This window comes from Frateuria sp., assembly GCF_035944355.1.
GTDB lineage: Bacteria > Pseudomonadota > Gammaproteobacteria > Xanthomonadales > Rhodanobacteraceae > Frateuria_A.
The window spans coordinates 66131-89213 of the sequence record NZ_DASZBH010000001.1; the positions used below are offsets into that span (position 1 = coordinate 66131).

The 23083-nt window shown below is 70.7% G+C and carries 25 protein-coding genes, 1 tRNA gene and 1 other RNA gene; 21 read left to right on the plus strand and 6 right to left on the minus strand.

The genetic code is table 11. The features are described from left to right. Positions 1-58: 58 nt before the first annotated feature. The 6 genes from VGU03_RS00260 to VGU03_RS00285 all read left to right on the plus strand — a co-directional run bounded on the left by VGU03_RS00260 (position 59) and on the right by VGU03_RS00285 (position 3525). A tRNA-Ser gene (locus tag VGU03_RS00260) sits at positions 59-151 on the plus strand. Positions 152-196: 45 nt separating this feature from the next. Further along, an RNA gene (ffs, locus tag VGU03_RS00265) (signal recognition particle sRNA small type) lies at positions 197-293 on the plus strand. An 84-nt stretch (positions 294-377) separates the two neighbouring features. Continuing rightward, positions 378-2060 (plus strand): DNA polymerase III subunit gamma/tau, encoded by a 1683-nt coding sequence (gene dnaX, locus VGU03_RS00270; RefSeq protein WP_327477635.1) that lies wholly within the window; start codon positions 378-380, stop codon positions 2058-2060. A 13-nt stretch (positions 2061-2073) separates the two neighbouring features. Next, a complete protein-coding gene (locus VGU03_RS00275; protein WP_327474908.1) occupies positions 2074-2397 on the plus strand; it encodes a YbaB/EbfC family nucleoid-associated protein in 324 nt (107 codons plus the stop codon). 103 nt (positions 2398-2500) lie between these two features. Then, complete coding sequence (gene recR / locus VGU03_RS00280) at positions 2501-3100, plus strand: recombination mediator RecR (protein WP_327477637.1); 600 nt, start codon at positions 2501-2503, stop codon at positions 3098-3100. An 80-nt stretch (positions 3101-3180) separates the two neighbouring features. Further along, positions 3181-3525 (plus strand): histidine triad nucleotide-binding protein, encoded by a 345-nt coding sequence (locus tag VGU03_RS00285; protein ID WP_327474912.1) that lies wholly within the window; start codon positions 3181-3183, stop codon positions 3523-3525. 61 nt (positions 3526-3586) lie between these two features. On the opposite strand, the gene VGU03_RS00290 is transcribed toward VGU03_RS00285, so the two are convergent. The 4 genes from VGU03_RS00290 to VGU03_RS00305 are packed head-to-tail and all read right to left on the minus strand — an operon-like array spanning position 3587 to position 8117. Continuing rightward, positions 3587-4189, minus strand: a complete 603-nt coding sequence (locus VGU03_RS00290; RefSeq protein ID WP_327477638.1) for a Slp family lipoprotein — start codon at positions 4187-4189, stop codon at positions 3587-3589. A 48-nt stretch (positions 4190-4237) separates the two neighbouring features. After that, the gene (locus tag VGU03_RS00295) at positions 4238-6223 is read right to left on the minus strand and encodes a DUF3488 and transglutaminase-like domain-containing protein (protein ID WP_327477640.1); all 1986 of its coding nucleotides are present in this window, start codon (positions 6221-6223) and stop codon (positions 4238-4240) included. Further along, positions 6220-7173, minus strand: coding sequence for a DUF58 domain-containing protein (locus VGU03_RS00300; RefSeq protein ID WP_327477641.1), 954 nt, complete (start codon positions 7171-7173; stop codon positions 6220-6222). The genes VGU03_RS00295 and VGU03_RS00300 overlap by 4 nt, the downstream gene beginning before the upstream one ends. A 2-nt stretch (positions 7174-7175) precedes the next feature. After that, on the minus strand, positions 7176-8117 hold the full coding sequence (locus VGU03_RS00305) for a MoxR family ATPase (RefSeq protein ID WP_327477643.1): 942 nt from the start codon (positions 8115-8117) through the stop codon (positions 7176-7178). 133 nt (positions 8118-8250) lie between these two features. On the opposite strand from VGU03_RS00305, the gene VGU03_RS00310 reads away from it, so the two are divergent. Next, positions 8251-9738, plus strand: coding sequence for an ArnT family glycosyltransferase (locus tag VGU03_RS00310; protein ID WP_327477645.1), 1488 nt, complete (start codon positions 8251-8253; stop codon positions 9736-9738). Between the two features lie 31 nt (positions 9739-9769). Here VGU03_RS00310 and VGU03_RS00315 read toward each other — a convergent pair whose 3' ends face one another. Together VGU03_RS00315 and VGU03_RS00320 are read right to left on the minus strand one after the other, a co-directional pair. Beyond that, positions 9770-10348 (minus strand): Maf family protein, encoded by a 579-nt coding sequence (locus VGU03_RS00315; RefSeq protein ID WP_327477647.1) that lies wholly within the window; start codon positions 10346-10348, stop codon positions 9770-9772. After that, on the minus strand, positions 10345-10797 hold the full coding sequence (locus VGU03_RS00320) for a hypothetical protein (RefSeq protein WP_327477649.1): 453 nt from the start codon (positions 10795-10797) through the stop codon (positions 10345-10347). The genes VGU03_RS00315 and VGU03_RS00320 overlap by 4 nt, the downstream gene beginning before the upstream one ends. Before the next feature lie 119 nt (positions 10798-10916). On the opposite strand from VGU03_RS00320, the gene VGU03_RS00325 reads away from it, so the two are divergent. The 14 genes from VGU03_RS00325 to VGU03_RS00390 all read left to right on the plus strand — a co-directional run bounded on the left by VGU03_RS00325 (position 10917) and on the right by VGU03_RS00390 (position 22854). Further along, positions 10917-11435 carry a YceD family protein gene (locus VGU03_RS00325; RefSeq protein WP_327477651.1) on the plus strand — a complete coding sequence of 173 codons (519 nt, stop codon included), beginning with the start codon at positions 10917-10919 and terminating at the stop codon, positions 11433-11435. A gap of 16 nt (positions 11436-11451) precedes the next feature. Then, on the plus strand, positions 11452-11643 hold the full coding sequence (rpmF, locus tag VGU03_RS00330) for a 50S ribosomal protein L32 (RefSeq protein ID WP_327477653.1): 192 nt from the start codon (positions 11452-11454) through the stop codon (positions 11641-11643). A gap of 185 nt (positions 11644-11828) precedes the next feature. Continuing rightward, positions 11829-12803 (plus strand): beta-ketoacyl-ACP synthase III, encoded by a 975-nt coding sequence (locus tag VGU03_RS00335; RefSeq protein WP_327477655.1) that lies wholly within the window; start codon positions 11829-11831, stop codon positions 12801-12803. A gap of 151 nt (positions 12804-12954) precedes the next feature. Continuing rightward, positions 12955-13893 carry an ACP S-malonyltransferase gene (fabD, locus tag VGU03_RS00340; protein ID WP_327477656.1) on the plus strand — a complete coding sequence of 313 codons (939 nt, stop codon included), beginning with the start codon at positions 12955-12957 and terminating at the stop codon, positions 13891-13893. A 57-nt stretch (positions 13894-13950) separates the two neighbouring features. After that, entirely contained in the window at positions 13951-14694 is a 744-nt protein-coding gene (gene fabG / locus VGU03_RS00345; protein WP_327477658.1) for a 3-oxoacyl-ACP reductase FabG, read from the plus strand. 194 nt (positions 14695-14888) lie between these two features. After that, the gene (gene acpP / locus VGU03_RS00350; protein WP_091336635.1) at positions 14889-15128 is read left to right on the plus strand and encodes an acyl carrier protein; all 240 of its coding nucleotides are present in this window, start codon (positions 14889-14891) and stop codon (positions 15126-15128) included. Between the two features lie 191 nt (positions 15129-15319). Further along, entirely contained in the window at positions 15320-16558 is a 1239-nt protein-coding gene (fabF, locus tag VGU03_RS00355) for a beta-ketoacyl-ACP synthase II (protein WP_327477660.1), read from the plus strand. Then, a complete protein-coding gene (locus VGU03_RS00360; RefSeq protein WP_327477662.1) occupies positions 16555-17904 on the plus strand; it encodes an aminodeoxychorismate synthase component I in 1350 nt (449 codons plus the stop codon). Before fabF ends, VGU03_RS00360 begins: the two co-directional genes overlap by 4 nt. Further along, a complete protein-coding gene (pabC, locus tag VGU03_RS00365) occupies positions 17901-18710 on the plus strand; it encodes an aminodeoxychorismate lyase (RefSeq protein WP_327477664.1) in 810 nt (269 codons plus the stop codon). The genes VGU03_RS00360 and pabC overlap by 4 nt, the downstream gene beginning before the upstream one ends. An 11-nt stretch (positions 18711-18721) precedes the next feature. Beyond that, positions 18722-19759 carry an endolytic transglycosylase MltG gene (gene mltG / locus VGU03_RS00370; protein ID WP_327477665.1) on the plus strand — a complete coding sequence of 346 codons (1038 nt, stop codon included), beginning with the start codon at positions 18722-18724 and terminating at the stop codon, positions 19757-19759. After that, positions 19752-20393, plus strand: coding sequence for a dTMP kinase (gene tmk / locus VGU03_RS00375; protein ID WP_327477666.1), 642 nt, complete (start codon positions 19752-19754; stop codon positions 20391-20393). Before mltG ends, tmk begins: the two co-directional genes overlap by 8 nt. Beyond that, the gene (holB, locus tag VGU03_RS00380; protein WP_327477667.1) at positions 20390-21325 is read left to right on the plus strand and encodes a DNA polymerase III subunit delta'; all 936 of its coding nucleotides are present in this window, start codon (positions 20390-20392) and stop codon (positions 21323-21325) included. Before tmk ends, holB begins: the two co-directional genes overlap by 4 nt. A gap of 145 nt (positions 21326-21470) precedes the next feature. Continuing rightward, the gene (locus tag VGU03_RS00385) at positions 21471-22400 is read left to right on the plus strand and encodes a PIG-L family deacetylase (RefSeq protein WP_327477669.1); all 930 of its coding nucleotides are present in this window, start codon (positions 21471-21473) and stop codon (positions 22398-22400) included. 100 nt (positions 22401-22500) lie between these two features. Then, positions 22501-22854: a PilZ domain-containing protein gene (locus VGU03_RS00390; protein WP_327474957.1), complete on the plus strand. Its 354-nt coding sequence runs from the start codon at positions 22501-22503 to the stop codon at positions 22852-22854. Positions 22855-23083: the final 229 nt, after the last annotated feature.

Here is a 23083-nt window from a genome sequence, read left to right on the forward strand (position 1 = left end):
GCGTGTCGCTATCCTTCCGCTTCTTTGCCGCGCCTTAAGGGCCCGGCAGGGAAGATCCGGAGAGGTGTCCGAGTGGTTGAAGGAGCACGCCTGGAAAGTGTGTATACGGCTTATCCCCGTATCGCGGGTTCGAATCCCGCCCTCTCCGCCAGTTTTTGAGCAGGGCTCATAGCGCCCCGCACGTCCATGGTGGCCCCGTCGGTCCCCCCGCGACGATAGTCCGCAAACCCCGCCAGGTCCGGAAGGAAGCAACGGTAGTGGATGATTCGGGTGCCGGGGTGTGGCTGGCGGGGCTACCGCCATTTGGGCTCCGACGCGCTCGGCTGACTTGCCGGCGTCGACTTGGCACAATCGGGGTTCGCCCTCAGGTATAGCCCATGTCCTATCAGGTCCTCGCCCGCAAGTGGCGCCCGCGCAAGTTCGTCGAGCTGGTCGGGCAGGAACACGTGGTGCGCGCGCTGACCAACGCGCTGGACACCGGGCGCATGCACCATGCCTACCTGTTCACCGGCACCCGCGGCGTGGGCAAGACCACCATTGCGCGCATCTTCGCCAAGTCGCTCAACTGCGAGCGCGGCGAGTCGGCCGATCCCTGCGGCGAGTGCGCGGTCTGCACGGCGGTGGACGCGGGCCGCTTTGTCGACCTGCTGGAAATCGACGCGGCCAGCAACACCGGCGTGGACGATGTGCGCGAGGTGATCGAGAACGCGCAGTACGCACCGGCCCGCGGCCGCTTTAAGGTGTACCTGGTGGACGAGGTGCACATGCTTTCCAAGCCGGCCTTCAACGCGCTCCTGAAGACGCTGGAAGAGCCGCCGCCGCACGTGAAGTTCCTGCTCGCCACCACCGACCCGCAGAAGCTGCCGGTGACGGTGCTGTCGCGCTGCCTGAAGTTCAACCTCAAGCGCCTGCTGCCCGAACAGATCGCCGGGCAGATGCGCCACATCCTCGGCGCCGAGCAGATCGCCTACGAGGACGCCGCCATCGGCGAGCTCGCACGCGGCGCCGACGGCTCGCTGCGCGACGGCCTCTCGCTGCTGGACCAGGCGATCGCCTACGGCGGCGGCGCGCTCAAGGCCGACGACGTGCGCGCCATGCTGGGCAGCGTGGCGCGCGGCCAGGTGCTTGGCGTGCTCGACGCGCTGGCCGCCGGCGACGGCGCACGGCTGATGGCCGAGTGCGAGCGCATCGCTTCGTACTCGCCCGACTTCGGCGGCGTGCTCGACGATCTCGCCGCCACGCTGCACCGCATCCAGCTGATGCAGCTGGTGCCCGGCTACCGTGGCGAGGGCGACGGGGAAGGGGAGCAAACCCTGGCCGCGCTGGCCGAGCGCATGCAGCCTGAGGATGTGCAGCTCTATTACCAGATCGCCACCACCGGTCGTCGCGACCTGGCGCTGGCGCCCGATGCGCGTACCGGCTTCGAGATGGCGCTGCTGCGCATGCTGGCGTTCCGCCCGGGCCTACCCGGCGAGCCGATGCCGGCCGAACGTGCGGCGGCTCCCGCGGCCGTGCCGCGGCCGGCCACGCCCGAGATGTCCGCTCCACGCGCACCTGCGCCGCACAGGGAACCGCCCGCGCCACCGGCAGCAGCCCCGGCCGCCCGTCCCGAGGTGGCGCCATCCGCAGCCAGTGCTCCGGCCGCGCGTGCTCCGCTGGCGACCGACGCCCGTGGCCTGCCTCGCTGGGACGCGCTGATCGAGCAGGCCGGCCTGCGTGGCCCGCTCGGCCAATTGGCCAGGAACGCGGCATTGCGCGAACGCGACGGCAGCACGCTGGTGCTGGCGTTGCAGCCGGCGCACATGCATCTTGCCGTCGAGCCGATGGTCGGCCAGATGGCCGACCGCATCGGCGACGTGCTGGGCGAGCGCATCAAGCTGCGCTTCGTCGCCGACACCCAGGGCGCCAGCGAGACGCCTGCCGCGCGCGCCGCCTCGGCCCGGGAAAGCGCGCAGAGCGCGGCTGAGCAGGCGATCGAGAACGACCCGCTGGTGCAGTCGCTCAAGCGCGACTTCGGCGCCCGGGTGGTGCCGCAATCGATCAAACCCATCGAAAGCTGAGTGGAGTAGTGCCATGAGAGGTCAGATCGGCCAGCTGATGCAGCAGGCCCAGCGCATGCAGGAAGACATGAAGCGTGCGCAGGAAGAGATCGCGAAGATGGAAGTCACCGGCAGCGCCGGCGGCGGCCTGGTCACCGTACTGATGACCGGAGCACACGAGGTGCGCCGCGTGCAGATCGACCGCAAGCTGTTCGCGGACGACCCGGAGATGGCCGAGGACCTGGTCGCCGCGGCCGTCAACGACGCGGTCAACAAGGTGGCCGAAGCCAGCCGCAGCAAGCTCGGCGGCGTGACCGCCGGCATGAGCCTGCCGCCCGGCTTCAAGATGCCGTTCTGAGCGGGAATGGGGAATGGGGAATCGTTTCGAGCCAAGCGCTTGGGCGCGGAGCCATTTGCCTTTGCCATTTCCTATTGGCCATTGACGATCCACGAATAGACAAATGCCCGGTTCCCCCCTCCTCGCCGACCTCGTCGAAGCCCTGCGCTGCCTGCCGGGCGTGGGCGGCAAGAGTGCGCAGCGGATGGCTTTTCATCTGCTCGAGCGCGAGCGCGCACGTGGCCTGAAGTTGGCGGACGTGCTGCGCGAGGCGATGGAGCGCATCGGCAACTGCACGCGCTGCCGCAATTTCAGCGAGGAGCCGGTGTGTGCGCTATGCGCCAGCGCCAGCCGCGACCGCCACGTGCTGTGCGTGGTCGAGTCGCCGACCGATCTGGCCGCGATCGAACAGGCCACCGGCTACCGCGGGCAATATTTCGTGCTGCTGGGGCGGCTGTCGCCGCTCGACGGCCTCGGCCCGGAGGAACTGGGCCTGGCGCAGCTGAGCGCGCGCCTGGGCGAAGGCGAGATCGAGGAAATGATCATCGCCACCAATCCCACCGTCGAGGGCGAAGCCACCGCGCACTATCTGGCGCAACTGGCCCGCGCCGGCGGGGTGAAGCCCACCCGCCTGGCCCACGGCGTGCCGCTGGGCGGCGAACTCGAATACGTCGACCGCGGCACGCTCGCGCACGCTTTCGGCAGCCGCCAGGCGCTGGAGTGAGCTGGCAGCGGTTCCGGCTGAGCGCGGCATGCTCGCAGGGTATGCTGCTGCGCCTGTGAATCCACGCGAGGGACCTGGGCATGGGCGATACGATTTTCGGCAAGATTCTCCGGCGGGAGATCCCGGCGGACATCGTCTACGAAAACGACGATGTGGTCGGCTTCCGCGACCTGAACCCGCAGGCGCCGGTGCACGTGCTGTTCGTTCCCAAGCAGCCGCTGCCGACCCTGGACGACGCACGGCCGGAAGACGCGGAACTGCTCGGCAAGGTGCTGCTCGCCGCGGCCGACTACGCCAGGCGGGAAGGGGTGGCGGAGCAGGGCTACCGCACGGTGATCAATTGCAACGAGCACGGCGGGCAGACGGTGTTCCACCTGCACGTGCACCTGCTGGCAGGCCGTCGCATGAGCTGGCCGCCGGGCTGATCTCTCTGGTCGGCAAAGAAAAACGCCGGCACGTGGCCGGCGTTTTTCCATACGAGGACGCTTACCTGCCGCTCGGCTTGGGCGCGGGGGCGGGGACCGGCGCCGGACGCACCACGATCACGCGCGGGCGGTTCCAGAACGGATCGCCCCACGGCCCCCAGTACGGACCCCAGCCCGGACCCCAGAACGGGTCGTAGTAACCCGGCGGATAGCTGACGGTCACCGGACGCTTGGGCCACAGATAGACCACATCGGCTTCCACGCGCGGGTAGGCGTAGTCGTAGTCGCCCACCTTCTTGGTCACGGTGCCGTGCAGCGTGCCGGTGACGGTCAACTCGCGTCCGCGGGTGAACACCTCCGGATCGTAGAAGCCCTCATGGCAGGCGACGAAGCGGCCGTCGGTCGCGCCGCTGGTGCCCATCTGCGGCCGCGCCTGGTCGTCCAGCGGGCGCGAAAGCACGTAGAAGCAGGTCTGCTGCGGGCCGGGTTCGGTCGAGATGATCTCGCCACCCCAGCGCACCTTGGCGCCGCCGGCGCCGCCCTGCTGGGCGCCCGCGGTGGTCACGTTGGAGTAAGTGCCCTGCAGCGGCTGGGGCACCGTTGCGCAGGCGGTCAGCAGGCCAAGGGCGGTAGCCAGGGCCAGAGGGCGATAAGGAACGGACATGGTGGTTCTCCCTGGGATAGCGGTCGCGTAAGGCGACCGCGTCGACATTCATTTGACCACGCGCCGCGGCCGGAATTCCCGTACCGCTCGCTGGAACCGTCGCAGCAATTCAGGCGAGGGTTCGTCGCTGGCATAGCGCAATTCGAGATAGCGCTTCATCAGTAGCTCCAGTTCGCCGCGTTGTGCAGGCAGGGCGCGCGCTGCGCGGCGCAGGTAATGCTGGGGCCCTTCGCTGCGACGGCGCCTGACGCCGCAACGGCCGAGCTTGGCCTCCAGCCGGCGCAACGCCTGCCGCAACGGCTCGGGCCGCTCGTGCCGCCACAGCGCCCAACCCACGCCCAGCGCCACGAACAGCGACGTGCCGACCGCGAGCAGCAGGCCCAGCGTGGCCGTGCCGGTTTCCTGTATGCCGAAGGAGGTCAGCAGGCCGCGCTGGCGCAGCGCATCGAAGCCGATAACGCCTTCGGTCCACCAGTGGTTGACCACGTCCCAGCGGTTGCGCAGCCCCGCCAGCCAGCCGCTCTGCGCCCAGCCCAGCTGATTGCCGGCGGCGGCCGCGGCGCCCAGGCTGACCCGTTCGGGCCGCACCGCGGCGGTGGGGTCGACCCGTACCCAGCCACGCCCGTCCAGCCACACTTCGCTCCACGCGTGTGCGTCGGACTGGCGCACCAGCAGGTAGTCGCCCAGCGCGTTCCAGTAGCCGCCCTGGTAGCCGGTGACCACGCGGGCGGGAATGCCGGCCGCACGCATCAGCACGGTGAAGGACGAGGCGTAGTGCTCGCAGAATCCCTCGCGTGTGCCGAACAGGAAGTCGTCCACGGCGTCGCGGCCGAGCGGCGCGGGCGCCAGCGTGTAGCGGAAGCCGCCGTCGTGGAACAGCGCCAGCGCGGCCCGCACGATCGCCGGGTCGTCCTGGCCGTAGCGCGCGCGCCATTGCGCGGCCAGCGCCTGCGTGCGCGGATTGAATCCCCGCGGCAGGCGCAGCGCGAGGCTACGGGCGGTCTGCGGCAGCTGCGCCTGGAGCCGGTAGCGCACGGCCGAGCGCATGGCGTAGTGCAGCGGTTCGCGCACCGGCTGGTCGGCGAAGACCTCGCGGTCGGGGCTGAGCCGCGCGTCGGCCGGCGCGTCGAGAGGCACGTCCAGGGCAGGCAGCACGGTGCGGTCGCTCGGTTCCAGGTCGATCCGGTAGCTCGTGCCGGTGGCCGCTTCCACCGTTTCGACCGGCCGGGCGCGGCCGTCGGTCTCGCGCCACTGCGCATGCTCCCAACTGCGCCCGTCGTAGCGCCACATCACGTAGGCGCGGAAGTAACGCTGTTCGGGCGCCGGCGGGGGGCCGTCGAACGCGACCCGCATGGCCGGGCGATCGTCGGTCAGCAGGTCGGTGAAGTTGCCCGGCGACATGCGTTCGCTCAGGCCGGTATGCGATTCGGCGGGATTGGGCGCGCCCCACAGGGGCGAGCTGAGACGTGGCACCAGGGCGAAGGCGAGCAGGGCCAGCGGCACGGCCGCCAGGAGCAGCGCGAGGCCTGGCACGAGCGCCTGGGGAAGGGCGGTGGCCGGCTGGGCCGGCTCCAGGGCCCGCAGCGCGGCCAGCGCCGGCAGCAGGCCGAGCGCCACCACCAGGGTCGCAACCAGGCCCTGGTCGAACAACAGCGCCGCCATCAGGCCGAAGCAGGCGAAGCTGACCCCCACGCGCGCATCGCGCGGCGTCTCGCTCTCCAGCAGCTTGAGCACCAGCAGGCCCACGGCCAGCGCCGAGCCCGGCTCGCGGCCGAAGATCGTGCCGTAGCTGAAGACCACCGCGACCGCGAGCAGGCCGATCAGCGGCAGCTTGAGCAGCAGCGGCGAGCGTGCGCCGTGGCGGCGGCGCTGCCACCAGCGCACGGCCAGCACGATCGCCAGGGCGGCGGTGAGCCACCACGGCAGGTGGCCTGCATGCACGCCGAGCACGCCGGCCATGGTCAGGCTGAGCAGGTCGAACGCGCGGGGGTCCAGCCGCTGGTCGGTCGAAGGACGGCGAGCTAGCCCGATCACGGCAGCGAGGCCAGTGCGCTCATGCATCGCGCGTAGTGGCCCGGGCCGCTGCCCACCTCGATCGGCTGGCTAGGCAGCCACAGGCTGTGCCGGCGCCCCTGCGCATGGGCCTCGCCCAGCCAGCGGGCGAGCCGGGCGATGCGCGCCTCGGTGTCCATGCCGTCCAGTTCGCGCCAGTCCAGGCGCCATTCGGGCCGCGACTCGGGTTGTTCGAAATCCTTGCTGAGCAATTGCCCGAGCCGTGCGCTGGCCTTCCAGGCGATGTGCTTGCGCGGGTCGCCGCTGCGGTAATCGCGCAGGGCCGCGAGGTCTTCGCCATGGTGCAGGCGCGGGCGCAGGCCCTCGTCGGCCGGCAGGCGTGGCGGCGGGCCGCCGCCTTCGGGCCGCGGCCACACCAGCACCGACTGCTCCGGATGCAGCCAGCTCCATGCGCGGAACAGTCCCAGCGGCCAGGTGGTCCACACGCGCAGCCGCGGCAGCGGTTGCCAGCCGCGCTTGACGGTGGCCAGCGGCAAGGTGACGTTGGCCTTGCCGGAGGCGTCGACGGCGAACGCCTGGCAGGTGGCGCCCAGGTCCACGCGGATCGCGTTGCGCGGCCGGGCCGACTCGAATTCCAGGGTCAGCGCGAGCATCTCGCCGGCGATCGCCTGGCCGGCACGTACGCCGGTCAGGGCGAGGCCGTCGAGCGCGCGGAAGGCGATCAGCATGCTCGCCGCGCCGGCCGCGCCCAGCATGCAGGTGAGCAGCAAGGCGGCGTTGTTGGCGTAGTTGAGCGAACCGACCAGCATCACCAGCAGCAGGATCGTGAAGCCGACGCCGAAGCCGGTCGGCACGATGTAGATGCGCCGGCGGTGCAGCTCGATCGGCATGGGCTCGGCCCGCCGGAAGCGGGTCAGCGCGGGCAGCCGGCGCTCGGCCAGCTGCTGCAGGCGGCGCAAGGCCTCGCGCACGTTCAGTCGACCGCGGTATCGGCCAGCAGGGCCCGGGCCAGCGCGTCGCCGCTGGCCCCGCGCGAGGGCACCAGCCGGTGCGCGGCCAGCGGCACGAACAGCGCCTGGATGTCCTCGGGCAGCACGTGGCCGCGGCCGCTCAGCAAGGCCCAGGCGCGCGCGGCGCCGAGCAGCGCGATGCCGGCGCGCGGCGACAGGCCGACCCGGATGTCGGCGTGGCGGCGGCTGGCCGCGAGCAGCGCCTGCAGGTAATCGAGCAAGGCGCCGCTGGCGGTGATGCCCTGCGCCTGGCGGTGCAGCGCGGCGAGGCTGGGAGCATCCAGCTGCGGGGTGAGTTGGGCGAGCAGGTCGCGGCGGTCGCTGCCGGCCAGCAGCGCGCGTTCGGCGGCGGCGTCAGGGTAATCCAGCGAAATGCGCAGCATGAAACGGTCCAGCTGCGAGTCGGGCAGCGGGAAGGTGCCGTGCAGGTCCAGCGGGTTCTGCGTGGCGACGACGAAGAAGGGCTGCGCCAGCGTGTGCGTCTGGCCATCCACCGTGACCTGGCCTTCGGCCATCGCCTCCAGCAGCGCGCTCTGGGTCTTGGGCGTGGCGCGGTTGATCTCGTCGGCGAGCATCAGGCCGGTGAAGATCGGGCCGGGATGGAAGCGGAACTGGCCGGTCTCGCGCTCGAAGACGCTCACTCCGATAATGTCCGAGGGCAGCAGGTCGCTGGTGAACTGCACGCGCTGGAACTCCAGCGCGAAGCTCGCGGCCAGTGCATGCGCCAGCGTGGTCTTGCCCACGCCGGGCACGTCCTCGATCAGCAGGTGGCCGCCGGCGATCAGGCAGGTGAAGGCGAGCTTCACCTGGCGCGGCTTGCCGAGCAGTACCCGGTTGACCTGGGCCATCGCCGTTTCCAGGCGCGGATGGAGCGTTTCTTCGGGCAGGGGAGTGGTGGCGGACATGGGTTCCTGGCAGTTGCAGACGGAACGCGGGGAGGGCCGGTCGAGTGTAGCGGCGCCTCTTGCGCGCTGGCGAGGCGCGTTCCTCATCGCGTTCGCTGCCTTGCTGGCATGCAAGTGCATCGTTGCAGCGCACATGTCGCCATTCGGCGACGAAGCGTTCTATTGGCAGGAAAGCCGGTATCCCGCGTGGGGCTACAGCGACCTGCCGCCGCTCACCGCATGGCTGATCTGGCTGGGCGAACGCGTCGCCGGACATGGCCTGTTCGGCATGCGCTGGCCGTTCCTGCTGCTGGGCAGCGCCTTGCCGTGGGTGGTCGTCGCGTTCGGGCGCCGCGCGTTCGACGCCCGCACGGGCTGGCAGGCCGGCCTGTTGTGCCTGGCGCTGCCGCTGGCCGGCAGCCTGGGCGTCATGGCGCTGCCGGACGTGCCGCTCACGCTGGCCGCCGCCGTGGCGCTCCTGGCATTGCTGCGCGCGCTGGAGGAAGGCCACCTGCGCGACTGGCTGCTGCTGGGCCTGGCGCTGGCGATCGCATGGCTGACCCATTACCGCGCGGCGATGGTCATGCTGGCCGGCCTGCTGTTCCTGCTGTGCACGGCGCGCGGCCGGACGCAGTGGCGCCGCGGCGGTCTCTGGCTGTCGCTGGCGGTGGCAATGCTGGGGCTGGTGCCGCTGGCGCTTTCGAACTGGCGCCAGCACGGCGCGGGGCTCGCCTTCCAGCTGGTCGAACGCAATCCATGGCAATTCCACGCCGATGCGCTGGTGCAACCGCTGGAGCAGGCGATCGCCTGCACCCCGGTGCTCTACGTCCTGCTGCTGTGGGCATGCTGGCGAAGCTGGCGCCGGCGCGGCGACGGCGCCCCCTGGGATCTGATTGCATGGAGCAGCCTGGGCTTCCTGCTGCCGTACTTCCTGTTGGGCCTGTTCGCCGACGACCTGCGGTTCCGCGCCCACTGGCCTCTGCCGGGCTATCTGCCGTTGCTGGCCGCCTTGCCGGCGCTTTGCCGTCCGGCGGGTCGCAACTGGCGTGTGGCCACGCTGGCCGGCGGCGTACTGGGCGGCATAGGTACGCTGCTCGGCCTGGCCTATCTGGCGCTGGCGGCCAGTGGGCCGGGCGTGGACGTGCTGGCCGCGAGCAAGGCCTTCCCGTTCAACTTCGTCGGCTGGCGCGAGAGCGCGGCGCAGGCGCAAGCATTGCTGGCGCACCAGGACGCGGTGCTGGTGGCCGACAACTTCATGCTCGCCGCCGAGCTTCAATTCCAGCTCGATGGACGCCGCCCGGTGTATTCGCTGGACGCCCCGCTCAACGTCAAGCACGGCCGCACGCCGCAACTGGCGATCTGGGGACGCGACGAGGCCGGACTGCGCGCGGCGCACTCAGGCGCGCCGATGCTGCTGGTGGTGAGCGAGGTGATGCGCGAGCGCGAGAAGCTGGCCTGGCTCGGCGCCATCTGCGGCCGGATCGAAGCGCCCCGCCTCGTCGACCGGCTGGTGCTGTTCGATGGACGCAAGCAATTCGCGTTCTATCGCGGTTTCGTACCGGCTGCGCCGCCGGTGGCGCCGGCCGACCCGCGGCAATGCCTCATCTGGCGCAATGCGGTGAGGGCCGCACCGCAGGGCTGACCGTATAGGACGCAGCGATGGCCGCCAGCGGCTAGGGCACCGCCAGGCCGGCCTCGCGCAACATCCTGGCGAGCGCGATCAATGGCAGGCCGACCAGCGCGGTGGGGTCGCTGCTGTCGATGCGCTCGAACAGCGCGATACCCAGGCCCTCGCACTTGAAGCTGCCGGCGCAGTCGAGCGGCTGCTCGCGCTCCACGTAGCGTGCGATCTCGGCTTCGGCGAGCGGCCGGAACCGCACGCCCGTGGTGTCCACGTGCGTACGCCGCCGACCGTCGCGGGTGTCGAGCAGGCACAGCGCCGTGTGGAAACGCACTTCTCGGCCGGCGCAGCTTGCCAGTTGGACACGGGCGCCTTCGGCGCTGCCGGGCTTGCCCAGCGCGTCGCCGTCCAGTTCGGCGATCTGGTCCGAGCCGATCACCAGCGCATCGGGCCATCCTCGGGCGGCGCCTTCGGCCTTGGCCATGGCCAGCCGCAGGGCGCCCTCGGCTGGCGCTTCGCCGGGCCGCAGGGTTTCGTCGGTGCCGGGAGCACGTTGCTCGAACGTCGGCACCAGCCGCCGCAGCAGTTCGGCGCGGTAGCGGGAGGTGGAGCCGAGCACCAGGCGCCTCACGCGTCCGGCTCGCGGCGGATGTGTTCGCGCATGGCGTCGTCCAGGTCGTGGTGCGCGCGTTCCAGCGCGTGCACCAGCGGGCGCAGGCGGGCGCGGGTCTGGCTCATGTCCGCGGCGGCTTCGTCCAGGCCCTGTTGGCTCGCGTCGGGGGCGCAGTCGCGGATCCACAGGCGCTGTTGCAGCAGGGAGCGCAGGCCGGCGTCGATCGCCTGCTTGGCCTCCTGTTCGCCGGCGGCCGGCTGGTCGGGGTTGAGCGACATCACCGCGTGGGCCTGCTTCAGGCCGCTGCGGCAGGTCTTCAGGTCGGCCTCGAGCTGGTCGGCCAGCTCCAGCAGCCGGTGCATGCTCTCGGTGCGGCGGTCCAGCTGGCGCCGCCGGCCCAGCAGCACGAACGATGCCGCGCCCACCATGAGCAGCAACATCGCAGCGAGGCCGAAAGCGAGGGACATGGGCACAAGGCGGGAACCGGCAGCGGTCGGGAGGGCAGTCTGCCCCAGCGTCCGGCGGCAGGCAAAGCGAGCCTGGCGCGGTTGACTTGAACCCCCGCCGACCTTAAGATTTCGCGATTATGTCCGTGACACTGCCAGAGTCCGTGGACGCTTGGCGCATGGTCTCGGCGCGGCGTTCGTTTGCCGGGACGCTTCCCGTGGCCGCCATGTCCCGCCTGTGCGGGATGCTGGCCGGCAACGAAGGGGCGGCGCAGTATGCGCTGGATTTCGGGCGCGACGAGTTCGGCACGAACTACCTCCAGGTGCACGTCGAGGCACCGCTGACACTTACCTGTCAGCGCACCTTGGAGCCGTTCGTGCTGCCGCTGACGGTGGACAGCCGGCTCGGCCTGATCCGCAGCGAACGCGAGGAAGCGGCGCTGCCGCCCGGTTGCGAGCCGTTGCTGGTCGACGAGGACGGCAAGCTGAACCCGGCCGACGTGATCGAGGACGAATTGCTGTTGGCACTGCCGCTGGTACCGGTCAATCCGGACAGCAGCCTGCCATCCGAAGTGACCGGCCCCGGCCCGGAGGAATCCGCGGCAGAGGCTACCGACAACCCGTTCGCGGTCCTGCGCGAACTCAAGCACAACGATTGAAGCTGGAGATACACCCATGGCCGTTGCCAAGAGCCGCAAGACCCCGTCCACCCGCGGCATGCGTCGTTCGCACGACAAGCTCAAGACCGTGCAGCTGGCGACCGACCCGACCAGCGGCGAGGTGCATCTGCGCCACCACGTCACCAAGGACGGCTACTACCGCGGCAAGAAGGTGATCGACACCGCCGGGGCCGTCGACGCCGAGTAAACGGTTTCCATCGGATGCAGCAGGGCGGCGCGGCGACGCGCCGCTTTGCGTTTCGGCGTCCGCGAACGTAACGTTGCGGTTTCAGCGTGGCCGGGAGCCTGGGCGGTGGAAGCCCCCGGACTTCGCCTCGGGCGTTTCCACCGTCCGGGTGCCAGGCCAGCGCCCCGCCTGCAGATGGAAAGTCCATGGCTTCGACCTACGCCCGTATCACCGGCACCGGCAGCGCGCTGCCCGAGCGCGTGCTGACCAATTTCGACCTGGAGAAATTCGTCGAGACCAGCGACGAGTGGATCCACACCCGCACCGGCATCCGCCAGCGCCACGTCGCAGCGGAGGGCGAGACCACCGGCGACCTGTCGTTGCTCGCCGCCGAGCGCGCCCTCGCTGCGGCCGGCGTCAAGGCCTCGGAGCTCGACCTGATCGTGCTGGGCACCACCACGCCTGACCTGATCTTTCCGTCGACTGCCTGCCTGGTGCAGGCGCGCCTGGGCGCCAACGGCTGCGCCGCGTTCGACGTCAACGCCGCCTGTTCGGGCTTCGTCTACGCGCTCGGCATCGCCGACAAGTTCATCCGCAGCGGCCAGTCGAAAAAGGTGCTGGTGATCGGTGCCGAGACGCTGACCCGCATGATCGACTGGAAGGAGCGCGAGACCTGCGTGCTGTTCGGCGACGGCGCCGGCGCGGTCGTGCTCGAGGCCAGCGACGAGCCGGGCATCTATGCCACCTGCATGCATGCCGACGGCGGCTACAAGGAGCTGCTGTGGAACCCGGTCGGCGTGTCGGTCGGCTTCCGCGACGAGCCCAACCACGGCGTGCGCATCCAGATGGCCGGCCGCGAAGTGTTCAAGGTCGCGGTCAAGACGCTCGACTCGCTGGTCGAGCAGACCCTGCAGGCCGCCGGCATGGAGCCCTCGCAGCTGGACTGGCTGATTCCGCATCAGGCCAACCTGCGCATCATCGAGGCCACCGCCAAGCGCCTGAACATGTCGATGGAGCAGGTGATCGTGACCGTCGACAAGCACGCCAATACCTCCTCCGGTTCGGTGCCGCTGGCGCTGGACTACGCGGTGCGTTCGGGCAAGGTGCAGCGCGGGCAGAACCTGCTGCTGGAGGCGTTCGGCGGCGGCTTCACCTGGGCCTCGGCGCTGCTGCGCTACTGAGTCTTCGCTTCACGCGCGATGCCGCCTTCGGGCGGCATCGTCGTTTTGGGGTGTTCCACGCAAGGAGTCACGTTGCGCGAAACACCGGATACGGCTGCGTACGCGCGCCGCTGCTGGCATCATCGCCTCTTTGCTTCGACGGATCCCTTCGATGACAGACACTTCCGCCCCGCTCGCCTTCGTCTTCCCCGGCCAGGGTTCGCAATCGGTCGGCATGCTGGCCGAGCTTGCCGCCGCGCACGCGGAAGTGCGGGCGACGTTCGAGGAAGCCTCGCAAGGCGCGGGCGTGGACCTGTGGCAGCTCAGCCAGCAGGGTCCGGAGGCCGAGCTCAACCGCACGGAAAACACCCAGCCGGCGCTGCTGGCGGCGAGCGTGGCGGTGTGGCGTGTGTGGGCCAAGCTCGGCGGCGCGCGTCCGGCGCAGCTGTCCGGGCACAGCCTGGGCGAGTACAGCGCGCTGGTCTGCGCCGGTGCGCTCTCGCTGCACGACGCGGCCGCGCTGGTGGCCGCGCGTGGCCGCCTGATGCAGGCGGCGGTGCCGGCCGGCGTGGGCGCGATGGCGGCGATCCTCGGCGGCGACGACGCGCAGATCGCGGCAGTGTGCGAAGAGGTCGCGCAAGGCCAGGTCGTGGCGCCGGCCAACTACAACTCGCCCGGCCAACTGGTGATCGCCGGCAACGCCGAAGCGGTCGACCGGGCGCTGGCGAAACTGGCCGAGCTGGGCGTGAAGAAGGCGATCAAGCTCGCCGTATCGGTGCCTTCGCACTGCGCGCTGATGCGCGAGGCTGCGGACCGGCTGGGCGAGCGCATGGTAGGCATCGACTGGTCGTTGCCCACCATCCCGGTGATCCAGAACGCCGAGGCACGCAGCTATGCCAGCGTCGAGGAGATCCGCGGCGCGCTGCAGCGCCAGCTCTACCTGCCGGTGCGCTGGACCCAATGCGTGCAGGCGCTCGCCGCCGGCGGCGCCACCCGCGTGCTCGAGTGCGGCCCGGGCAAGGTGCTCACCGGCCTGGTCAAGCGCATCGACAAGGGCCTGGACGCGCGCGCCATCGGCACGCCGGACGAACTCGAGGCCGCGCGGGCGTAATCACCATCACCCGGGCGGGCATTCAGCCCGCCTGGATTCCTGCAGAAGGGCATGACGATGAGCAAGATCCTGGAAGGAGAGGTCGCGCTGGTCACCGGCGCCAGCCGCGGCATCGGCGCGGCGATTGCCGACGAGCTGGCCGCCATGGGCGCCACCGTGGTCGGTACGGCCACCAGCGAGAACGGCGCCAAAGCCATCGGCGAGCGCCTGGCCGCGAACGGCGGCCACGGCCGCGTGCTGGACGTCACCGACGGCGGCGCGGTCGAGGCGCTGATCGACGCCGTCGCCAAGGAGTTCGGTGCGGTCTCGATCCTGGTCAACAATGCCGGCATCACCCGCGACCAGCTGCTGCTGCGCATGAAGGACGAGGACTGGCAGGCCATCCTCGATACCAACCTGACCTCGGTCTACCGCACCTCCAAGGCGGTCATGCGCGGCATGATGAAGGCGCGCAAGGGCCGCATCATTTCGATCGCCTCGGTGATCGGCCTCACCGGCAATCCGGGCCAGGCCAACTACGCCGCGGCCAAGGCCGGCATCATCGCGTTTTCCAAGTCGCTGGCGCGCGAGATCGGTTCGCGCGGCATCACGGTCAACGTGGTCGCGCCCGGTTTCATCGATACCGACATGACGCGCGCGCTGCCGGAGGAATCCAAGCAGGCGCTGCTGGGACAGATCGCGCTGGGCCGGCTGGGCGAAGCGAGCGACATCGCCAAGGCCGTGGGTTTCCTCGCGTCGCCGGCGGCCGCGTACATCACGGGCGAAACGCTGCACGTCAACGGCGGCATGTACATGCCCTGACGTATGGCGCGGTTGTCGCCAACGACCGGTTTTTAGGCGACAATTGATCTTTCGCGCCGGTCGCAAGGCAGCGCGTTTCAATCCTGTCGGCGGAGCAATGGCGGCCCGCCCGCTTAGCCACTACAATTCGCCGTCCTTTTGCCGGACCCGTGCCGGCCCGACAAAAAAGCACACCCCTTGGGAGGTTTGGCAACATGAGCACCATCGAAGAACGCGTCAAGAAGATCGTCATCGAGCAGCTGGGCGTGAAGGAAGACGAAGTCACGGCGAACGCTTCGTTCGTGGACGACCTGGGCGCCGATTCGCTGGACACGGTGGAACTGGTGATGGCTCTCGAGGAAGAGTTCGAGACCGAGATTCCCGACGAGGAAGCCGAGAAGATCACCACCGTGCAGCAGGCCGTGGATTACATCAAGGCCCACACCAAGGACTGATCGACCGTGCCGGAACCGCGCACGTGCGCGGCTTTCCGTTCACGTGGCGATACCGAAAGCTGCGCCACCTTGGCGCAGTTTTCGTTTCCGCGTTTTGAAACGTCCGATACCGTATGGTCTGGGGGCGCTGGCCGTTGCCCGGCAACGCACCCGGAACAAGCAAGGATCCAATCCAAATGAGCGAACGACCCATGAGCAGAAGGCGCGTTGTGGTGACCGGCATGGGCATCATCTCGCCCGTCGGCAATGACATCGCCACCGCCTGGGACAACATCCTCAAGGGCGTCAGCGGCATCGGCCCGGTGACCCATTTCGACGCCACCGGTTATGCCACGCGCATCGCGGGCCAGGTGCGCGACTTCGACCCGACGCAGTGGATGCCGCCGAAGGACGTCAAGAAGATGGACCCCTTCATCCACTACGGCATCGCGGCCGGCACCCAGGCGCTGCGCGACTCCGGGCTGGAAGTGACCGAGGCCAACGCGCCGCGCATCGGCGTGGCGGTCGGTGCCGGCATCGGTGGCCTCAACACCATCGAGGACACCTCGATCGAGCTGCACGAAAAGGGCCCGCGCCGCGTGTCGCCGTTCTTCGTGCCGAGTTCCATCATCAACATGGTCTCGGGCCACCTGTCGATCATGTTCGGCCTGAAGGGACCGAACATCGCCTGCGTCACCGCCTGCACCACGGCCACGCACAACATCGGCCTGGCCATGCGCATGATCCAGTACGGCGATGCCGACGCGATGATCGCCGGCGGCGCCGAGTTCGCCACCACCGGCACGGCCATGGCCGGCTTCTGCTCGGCCAAGGCCATGTCCACCCGCAACGACGAGCCGGCCAAGGCGAGCCGCCCGTGGGACAAGGACCGCGACGGCTTCGTGCTGTCCGACGGCGCCGGCGTGCTGATGCTGGAAGAGTACGAACACGCCAAGGCGCGCGGCGCGAAGATCTACGCCGAGCTGGTCGGCTTCGGCATGAGCGGCGACGCCTATCACATCACCGCGCCCAGCGAGGGCGGCGAGGGCGCCGCGCGCTGCATGCAGGCGGCGCTCAGCGACGCGGGCCTGGAGCCCACCGACGTGCAGTACATCAACGCGCACGGCACCTCCACGCCGCTGGGCGACCTGGGCGAGGTGATGGCGGCCAAGAAGGTGTTCGGCGAGCACGCCTACAAGCTGGCGATGAGCTCGACCAAGTCGACCACCGGCCACCTGCTGGGCGCGGCCGGCGGCGTCGAGGCGATCTTCACCATCCTGGCGCTGCGCGACCAGGTGCTGCCGCCGACGATCAACCTGGACGAGCCTGGCGAAGGCTGCGACCTGGACTTCGTGCCGAACACCGCACGCAAGGCCGAACTGGACGTGGCGATTTCCAACTCCTTCGGCTTCGGCGGCACCAACGGCACGCTCGCGTTCCGCCGCGTTTGAAGCGGCCCCACGCGAGAGTCCTCGGCGGCCGGCGCGATCTGCTCGCGCCGGCCGCCGCGTTTCCCGGCCGCTATCCCTGCCTGCTGCAGAGCGTGGTGCACGGCACGGCGCAGGCGCGCTATGACATCCTGTTCGGCTTTCCGCAGGAGCAACTGGCGCTGCAGCCGGACGGCCGCCTGACCGATGCGAACGGGCGGGCGAGGGCCGGCCGCTTCCTCGATGCGCTCGATGCGCAGTGGCGGGCCGAACGGCGCGATGCGCCCGACGACGGCCTGCCGTTCCACGGCGGCTGGGTACTCATGCTGGCCTACGAGCTGGCGGGCGAGATCGAGCCGCGATTGCAGCTGCATTCCGCCGGTCCGCTGCCGGTGGCACTGGCCTTGCGCTGTCCTGCGGCGGTGATCGTCGATCATGCAGGAAACCGTACCGTGCTCGTGGCCGAGGCCGGGCACGAGGCCTTGCTCGACGCCATGGAGGCGGATCTCGATGCGCGGGTGTCGGTGCCGGCGCTGGCTTCGCCGCTTTCGATCGCGGAGGACGCACCCGAACGCTTCCTCGATGGCGTGGCGCGCATCCACGAGCACCTGCATGCAGGCGACATCTTCCAGGTGAACCTCTCGCGGGCCTGGCGCGCGCACTACGCGCAACCTCCCGCGCCGGCAGCGCTCCACGCGGCGCTGCGCCTGGCCAATCCGGCGCCGTTCGCCGGCCTGTTGCAGCAGCCCGGCTGGGCCATCGTCAGCTCCTCGCCGGAGCGGCTGGTGGAGGTGCGCGATGGCGTCGCACAGACCCGGCCCATCGCCGGCACGCGGCCGCGCGTGGCGGGCGACGACGACGCGGCGCGTGTGCGCGAACTCGCCGCGCATCCGAAGGAGCGCGCCGAGCACGTCATGTTGATCGACCTGGAACGCAACGACCTGGGCCGCGTCTGCGTGCCCGGCACGGTGGTGGTGGACGAGCTGATGGCGGTGGAGAGCTACGCCCACGTGCACCACATCGTGTCCAACGTGCGCGGTCGCCTGCGCGAGGGCGTGACGCCGGGGCAGGTGATCGCGGCGACCTTTCCCGGCGGCACCATCACCGGCTGCCCCAAGGTGCGCTGCATGCAGATCATCGCCGCGCTGGAGGACGCGCCGCGGGGCGCCTACACCGGAGCGCTGGGCTATCTCGACCTGAGCGGCGAGCTGGACCTCAACATCCTGATCCGCACGCTGACCCAGGTCGGCCACGAGGTCAGCCTGCGCGCGGGCGCGGGGATCGTCGCCGACTCGGTGGCCGGCAAGGAGCTGGACGAAACCCGCGCCAAGGCGCGCGGCCTGCTGCGTGCGCTGGGAGCGGCCGGATGAAGCCGCGCGTGCTCGTCGACGGGCAGGCGCACGATCAGGTGTCCGCGCTGGACCGCGGCCTGGGCTATGGCGACGGGCTGTTCGAAACCGTTCGCTTCGTGGGCGCCCATGCGCCGCTATGGGCCCGCCACATGCAGCGCCTGGGTGAAGGTTGCCGGCGGCTGGGCTTGCCGATGCCGGACATGGCGCAGTTGCTGGCCGAAGCGCGCGCGGCTTCGGACGGCATGGCGCACGCCGTCGTGCGGATCACGCTCACCCGGGGCGTCGGCGCGCGCGGCTATGCAGCGCCGGCCCAGCCCAGGCCGACCCGCGTCGTCGCGGCCTTCGAGCCGCCGCAGCAGGACGAGGCGGCGCAGGGCGGCGGCATACGCGTGCGCCTGTGCGAGCTTCGCCTCGCCCGGCAACCGCTGCTGGCCGGCCTCAAACACCTCAACCGGCTGGAGCAGGTGCTGGCGCGGGCCGAATGGGACGACCCGGCGATCGCCGAGGGCCTGCTCTGCGACGCGGACGGCCTGGCCATCTGCGCCACGGCGGCCAATCTCTTCGCCGTGCATGGCGGGGCGATCGCCACGCCGGCGCTGGACCGCTGCGGCGTCGCCGGCGTCGCCAGGGCGGAGATCCTGGCATGCCGGCCGCAGGCGCAGGTGCGCCCGATCCCGCTGGCGGAACTTCGACGGGCCGATGAGCTCTTCCTATCCTCGAGCGTGCGCGGCATCCTGCCCGTTCGCGAACTGGACGGCGTCGCTTTAGGGGTCGGTCCGGTCACGCGCGCGCTGCAGGCGCATTGGCGCGCGCTGGGCTTTTGAAGGAGTCATCGATGGGGCGCAAGAAGGTGCGGGGGCGCGTGCTGCGCACCCTGGCGTGGCTGGTCGTGCTGGCGGTGCTGGCCGCGGTCGCCGCCGGCTGGTATGGCTTCGAGCGGTTCAGCCGCGCGCCGCTGGCGGTCGGCCCGCAACGGCAGACGCTGGACGTGGAGCGGGGCAGCAACCTGCGCGGGATCGTCGCGCAGCTGCACGCGCGCGGGGTCAGCGGCGCGCCATGGCTGTACTGGCGCCTGCTTGCCGCCCGCATGCGGGTCGCCGACCGGCTGCACGCCGGCGAGTACGCGCTCGATCCGGGCGTCACGCCCGCCAGCCTGCTCGATGCGATGGCAGCGGGCCGCGTCCTGCAGCGCAACTTCACCATCGTGGACGGCTGGACCTTCGCCCAGCTGCGCGGCGCGCTGGCGCAGGTGGCCACCCTCCGCCACGAGGCCGCCACACTGGGCGATGCCGACCTCATGCGCCGCATCGGCGCGGGCGGCGAAGCGCCGGAAGGGCGCTTCCTGCCAGAGACCTACGCCTACGTGAAGGGCGACAGCGACCTGGACATCCTCAAGCGCGCGCACCAGGCGATGGCGCACACGCTGGCCGAACTGTGGACCGGTCGCGACAAGGGCCTGCCGCTGGCGTCGCCCTACGAGGCGCTGATCCTCGCCTCCATCGTGGAGAAGGAAACCGGGCGCGCCGACGAGCGGCCGAAGATCGCCGGCGTCTTCGTGCGCCGCCTGGAAAACCACATGCTGCTGCAGACCGACCCCAGCGTGATCTACGGCATGGGCCAGGCCTATGCCGGCACCATCCACAAGAGCGACCTGACCACCGATACGCCCTACAACACCTACACGCGCCCCGGCCTGCCGCCCACGCCCATCGCGCTGCCGGGTCGGCCGGCGATCCTGGCGGCATTGCATCCGGAGCCGGGCGACGCGCTCTATTTCGTCTCGCGCGGCGACGGCACCCACGTGTTCGCCAGCTCGCTGGCCGAGCACAACCGCAACGTCGCCTGCTACCAGCTCAAGCGCTGCCATGACTGAGCGGCGCGGGCGCTTCATTTCGCTCGAAGGCGGCGAGGGCGCCGGCAAGAGCACCCTGCTGGCCGGCCTGCGCGCGCACATCGCAGGGCAGGGCATCGACCTGGTGCAGGCCCGCGAGCCCGGCGGCACGCCGGTAGGCGAGGCGGTGCGCGCGATCGTGCTCGATCCTGCCCTGCGGGGCATGGCCGCGGAGACCGAACTGTTGCTGATGTTCGCCTCGCGCGCCCAACTGGTGCGCGAGACCATCGCGCCGGCGCTCGCGGCCGGGCGATGGGTGTTGTGCGATCGCTATGTCGATGCCAGCTACGCCTACCAGGGCGGCGGCCGCGGCCAGCCGCCCGCGCGCATCGCCGAACTGGAGCGCTGGACATGCGACGGCGTATCGCCCGACCTGACCCTGCTGCTCGACCTGCCGGTGGCCACCGGTCGCGCGCGCGCGGCCGGGCGTGGCGGCGCGGACCGCATCGAGGCCGAGGCGGATGCCTTCTTCGAGCGCGTGCGCGAACGCTACCGCGCCCGTGCCGCGGCGGAGCCGGCGCGTTTTCGCGTGATCGATGCCGGCCAGTCGCCGGAGGACGTGCTGCGCGCCGCCGTCGCTGCGCTGGAACCCCTGTTTGCAGAAGGTGCCGCATGAGCACGCCGCCCTGGCACGAAGAACATTGGCGGCGGCTGCAATCGCGCCTGGCGCGCGGTGCGCTGCCGCATGCGCTGTTGCTGTGCGGTCCGGCAGGCCTGGGCAAGCGCGCCTTCCTGCAGCGCTTCGTGCGCGGCCTGCTGTGCGAGCGGCCGCGCGACGGCGAGGCCTGCGGGCAATGCCGCGCCTGCCTGCTGCTCGAGGCCGGTACCCATCCGGACTTCGTCACCATCAGCTACGGCCTGCGCAAGGATGGCGTGCAGCGCAAGGAAATCGTGGTCGAGCAGGTCCGCGAGTTGTCGGCGCGCCTGGCCATGGCCAGCCAGTTCGGCGGCTGGCAGGTGGTGGTGATCGATCCGGCCGACGCGATGAACGCCAATGCCGCCAACGCCCTGCTCAAGACGCTGGAGGAGCCCTCGCCGCAAACGCTGCTGCTGTTGGTCGCCGATGCGCCCTGGCGCCTGCCGCAGACCATCCGCAGCCGCTGCCAGCGCATCGAATTCCAGTTGCCGCCGCAGGCCGACGCCCTGGCCTGGCTCGCCGCGCAGGGCGTGGCCGATCCGGCGATCGCGCTGGAGGCCGCCGGCGGCAATCCCGGGTTGGCCCGGGACTGGGCCGCGCAGGGTGCGCTGGCGCGCCGGCAGGCCGTGCGCAAGGACATGGCCGCGCTGGCGTCCGGCCGCGCCGAACCGATGGAGGTCGCGCGGCGCTGGCTCGAGGCCGAGCCGGAGCAATGCCTCTGGTTCGCCTCGCAGGCCGCCGTCGACGAGGCGCGCGCGCGCGCGGCCGGCACGTCCGCGCCGCTGGGCAGCCACCTCGACGCCGAGGCGCTCGCCGACTGGTTCGGTGCCGCCAACCGTGCGCGCGATGCCTTGCGCGGACCACTTCGCGGCGACCTGCTGCTGCTCGAACTGCTGGCGCAGTGGCGTTGATGCCCGTGGCGCGCGTGGTGGCCCGCAGAATTCCCGCCGGACGCTACACACCGCACGAACGCAGTGTGCAGCAAGCTGGCACGCATCGACGCCCGCGCCCGACGCGCCGGCGTTCTCCATACCTGGGCGCGGGAGGCGCCACCCCATGCCGTTGAGCCCGGAGCTGTACAGCCCCGACGCGCGGACCCGCCTGCTGGTGGTCGCCCCGCATCCCGACGACGAAACCATCGGTACCGGCGAACTGTTGCAACTCGTGCGCGCCTCGGGCGGCGAGGTGCGCGTGCTGCTGCTGACCGACGGCGACGACAACCCATGGCCGCAGCGCTGGCTGGAGCGGCGCCTGTGGATCGGCGGCGAGGACCGCGCGCGCTGGGGCCGCCGCCGGCGTGGCGAGGTGGCCCAGGCCCTGCAGCGGCTCGATATTCCCCTCGGTGCGCTGCAGGCCATGGGTTGGCCCGACATGGGCCTGACCGCGCTGTTGCGCGAGCGCGCCCCGTCCGCGCTGGCGCGCCTGGTCGAGCAACTGGTCGCCTTTCGGCCCAACGTGGTGGCCTTGCCGGCGCTGGGCGACCGCCATCCGGACCACGGCAGCGCGCACGTGCTGATGCGGCTGGCGCTAGCCGAGGGCGGCATCGAGCCGCCGCTGTTGCTGGGCTATCTGGTGCATGGCCGCGAAGAGCCGGCCGGCAACGTTACGCCGCCGGCCGATGTTGGCCGCCACGCGGCCAAGCTCGGCGCGCTGTCGGCGCACGGCAGCCAGATGGCGCTGAGCGCAGGCCGCATGCGCCGCCTCACCGACCGCCCGGAACGCTACGACCGCGTGGCACGCCCTCCCGGCGACCGCGAGGCGGGTGCACTGCCGTGGCAACCCAGGGCATGGCATTCCCGCCTGCGCCTGACCGTGGCCAGTCCCGACGGCGTGCAGCACTGGCGATGGAACCAGGCGCCATTGCGGCGCGACGGGCAGGGACGCTACCGCCTGGTCGACGTGCCCACCGCACCCTGCTTCGCGCGGCTGGACATGGACGTGCCCTCGCCGTGGATCTTCGACCGCTGGGGATGGTGCGAGCTGTAGCTTTCGCGTGGCCGTGCCGGGGCGCGGGCGCTTTGCGCCGGTTCCCCGCGCTCGCTACGATGCCGGAGCGCCGGCGCCAACGCCGGTCCGGAGCCCAAGCATGACCCCCATCGCCGCCCGCCAGGGCATCATCTCGCTGAAGATCAAGGACGCCGCGTCGCTGTACAACGCGTACATGCCGTACCTGAAGAACGGCGGCCTGTTCGCACCTACGGCGCAGCGCTACGCGCTGGGCGACGAGGTGGTGCTGCTGATCACGCTGATGGACGAGACCGAGCGCCTGTCGGTGGTGGGCAAGGTGGCCTGGATCAGCCCGCTCGGCGCGCAGGGCAACCGCACCGCCGGCATCGGCGTGCACTTCAACGAATCGGGCGATGCCGAGGCGGCGCGCCAGCGCATCGAGAACATCCTTGCCGGCGTGCTCGGGTCGGAGCGACCTACGCACACCATGTAACAGCCGCGCCAGCCGGCGCCCGAAGCCTCGCCTTCCCGGCTGCCCGCAAGGCAGGCAACCGCATTGCCTGTCATGTTCACAACCCTTGGCGTTGTCCCCGCGCCCGCTGATACAATGCGCCGGTTACACGAATGGAATTCGTGGAAATCGGACGCTCGCGGCCCCCACGCGTGCGATCGTGGCCGGACAGCCCTTGCCGCGCGCGGCCTGCCGAACTGGAACCTGCCGG